Raw genomic sequence first — 2,788 nt, forward strand, 5'->3', positions numbered from 1 at the left:
GCGGCCCGGGTCACGCGGCATCCTCGACATCGACCAGGGCGATGAACAGCTCTTCGAGGCTGGTATCGGTATGGCCGTTCTGCTGGCGCAGCTCGGCGAGCGTGCCTTCGGCGAGCAGGCGGCCCGCGGCGATCACGCCGATGCGGTCGGCCATCCGCTCCGCCACTTCGAGGATATGCGTGGTCATGATCACCGTGCCGCCCTGGCGCACGCGCTCCGCAAGCAGGCCCTTCACGTGGCGCGCGGACACGGCGTCGAGGCCGGTGAGCGGCTCGTCGAGGATGATCAGGCGTGGGTCGTGGACCAGAGCGCCGGCAAGCGCCACCTTCTGGCGCATGCCCTTGGAAAATCCTTCGCAGCGCTCATGCAGATGAGGCTCGAGCCCGAGCGAGACCAGAAGCTCCTGGGCGGCGCGCCCTGAGGTGGCCGGATCGATACCCCACAGGCCGGCGACGAATTCCAGATATTCCAGCGGTGTCAGCTTGTCGTAGATCATCGGCTCGTCCGAGACCCACGCCATCACCTGCTTGGCCGCGATCGGATCGCGCAGCGCATCGATGCCGAAGATGTCGACCGAGCCGGCGTCAGGCCGCAGCAGGCCCGCGACCATGCGCAAGGTCGTGGTCTTGCCGGCGCCGTTAGGACCGACGAGGGCGTAGAACTCGCCGGCGCGTACCATGAGCTCCAGGCCATCGACCGCAGGACGGTCGAAGCATTTGGTCAATCCGCGCACGGCGAGGGCGTTGGCTTGAAATGTCATGTTGGCAGACGATCCAGCTTTGATCAGACGGCAGCTTGGCGGCAAGTTGTTGCGACGCGGTGAATCGGAGGTGTGCAACTGCGCGTCGAAAGATCACAACTGGCTTCAAGCTGTGTGGCCGGCGCCCAGGACGGCCATGATGATGCTCCTGATCCGTTTCCCGGCGCAACCCGCTCGCGCTGGTCGTGCTGATCAGTCGGCGGTCGCAATCATATCAGCTGCGGCGCTGGCGCCGGACAGCGGTTCCGGCGCACTGACGCGCATCGGCGTTTCGGCATATTTAGCGATGCCGGTATCGTCGAACACGAACAGCGGGCGCACGAACCTTGTGTCGGCATCCTCGATCATGGCCATGCGCTGGTTATCCAGAACAAGCCAATGGCCGTCGAGCCGGGCGGCTGCGACGGCGTGATCCTCCCGATGCAGCGTATCGTGCAGGATCACGATGCGCAGATCATTTGCGGCCAGTCCGGCCAGGCGCAGCGCGGCAACTTTCGCGATCGCGTAGTCCTCGCAATCGCCGGCACCGCGGCTGAAGGTTGCAAGCGGCGAGCTCCAGACGTCCTCCTCGCCGTACTGCGCGAGGTCGCTGACGGGGCGGATCGCAAGGTTGATGGCACGGTTGATTTCGCCGAGCCGGGCGCGGCCCTCGCGAGCCCGGGCCTGGTCCACGATGGCGAGAAAGCGCAGGGCGGCCGGCGATACGCAATGCTCGCGATCGCCGTCGCAAAGCGCAAGCTGGACACGCTCGTCGTCGAGCTTGCGCGCAAGCTCCTGCCATTTGTCGTTCAGCGTGCCGGCCGAGATGTCCCGCGCCTCGCCGCCGAATGGTTCAGCGCGATGGAGCGCGTCTACGAGGCTAGCGGGAAGCGCGATGGGAGTCGCGCGGAGATCCGTTGCACCGATGACCCATGCCATGGCGCAGGCAAGCCCTGCCAATAGCGATACGCGTCCGCGATATGAAGTCTTCATCATGACGCCCCCACGTCCCCTGGGCATCGGCGACGTCTTGAAGCGTCGGCGTGCCCGGTGCCTTGTTCGGCGAGATGATGCGCATCCGCGGCTTTGGTTCTGCTTAAAGCGGCGACTTCCGGGCCGAAATGATGGACTCAGGCCGAACGGCGGGTTGCGCCATTCCGTACAATTCGAGCGATTTGAGCCGTTGTGGCGACCATTGTTATGTCGGTGTGATCAGTAATTTCTCTCGCAGGTTGTGGCATCGCCGGCACTTGCGGATATGGCTAATTCGATTCAATTCGGCCGAACTGTTGGCCAGATCACACTCCTCTGCCCAGAAATGCTGCACAGATCGGCCGGCGGGTTTCGGTGGGTCGAAGGAAATATCGACGCGCCTGCTTGGGCTTAGCGGTTTTTCCATGAACCTTTTGCGGCATGAAAATACTCATGGTGTGGCAGATTGGACGGCAGGAAGGATGGTACGAATGACGGCTTCGAGAGCCGGGACGTGGGTCGGGCGACGCATGTCGCCTGGCAGGCACAAGCTGAGGATGGTTGGGGAATGCGACCGTCGGTGATATGAGGCCCCGGTCGTACATTGTTAAATATTTATTAACCAATTGTGGTGGCCCCCGTGAATTACGCTGGCATATTTGACGCCGCGCGTTTCCCCGACGGCCCGGGCGTATCAGCCCATGGGAATGTCGAAGGCGCTGCGCGGTTCAGCGCGCCGCCTGCGCACGCGCCGGCAGATGCCATCGTCGTTCCCGATGCGCATTTTCTCTTCAACGGCGACTTCAAGCGCTCGGGCACCGACCTCATCCTGTCGGCCGACGGCCACGAGCTGGTCCTGCACGATTATTTCAAGGGCGAGAAGCGCGCGCCGCTGGCGTCGCCCGATGGCGCTCATCTCACCGGCGACCTCGTCAACGCGCTGACCGGCTCGGTCGAGGTCAGCCAGGCCGGCGCCGCGGCTGCTGCCGGCAAGGTGATCGGCCACGTCACCAAGCTTCAGGGCACCGCGACCGCGATCCGCAACGGCGTCTCGATCATCCTGCACCAGGGCGACAA

At 64.1% G+C, this 2,788-nt stretch carries 3 protein-coding genes; 1 reads left to right on the forward strand and 2 read right to left on the reverse strand.

Annotated features, from left to right (window positions below; all coding sequences use genetic code 11):
• Positions 1–10: 10 nt before the first annotated feature.
• Positions 11–760 carry an ABC transporter ATP-binding protein gene (locus WA702_RS23785; protein WP_425113002.1) on the reverse strand — a complete coding sequence of 250 codons (750 nt, stop codon included), beginning with the start codon at positions 758–760 and terminating at the stop codon, positions 11–13.
• A 192-nt stretch (positions 761–952) separates the two neighbouring features.
• Positions 953–1,732: a transglutaminase-like cysteine peptidase gene (locus WA702_RS23790; protein WP_425113004.1), complete on the reverse strand. Its 780-nt coding sequence runs from the start codon at positions 1,730–1,732 to the stop codon at positions 953–955.
• 619 nt (positions 1,733–2,351) lie between these two features.
• Here WA702_RS23790 and WA702_RS23795 point away from each other — a divergent pair.
• Positions 2,352–2,788 (forward strand): hypothetical protein (locus WA702_RS23795; RefSeq protein WP_425113003.1); only part of this gene is annotated, 437 nt, incomplete at its 3' end.

It is taken from the genome of Bradyrhizobium sp. (assembly GCF_049798375.1).
Lineage (GTDB): Bacteria > Pseudomonadota > Alphaproteobacteria > Rhizobiales > Xanthobacteraceae > Bradyrhizobium.

Bases quoted from the DNA above. Each gene is read 5' to 3' on its own strand.
- WA702_RS23785 (WP_425113002.1), bottom strand. From the start codon at position 760: ATGACATTTCAAGCCAACGCCCTCGCCGTGCGCGGATTGACCAAATGC.
- WA702_RS23790 (WP_425113004.1), bottom strand. From the start codon at position 1,732: ATGAAGACTTCATATCGCGGACGCGTATCGCTATTGGCAGGGCTTGCC.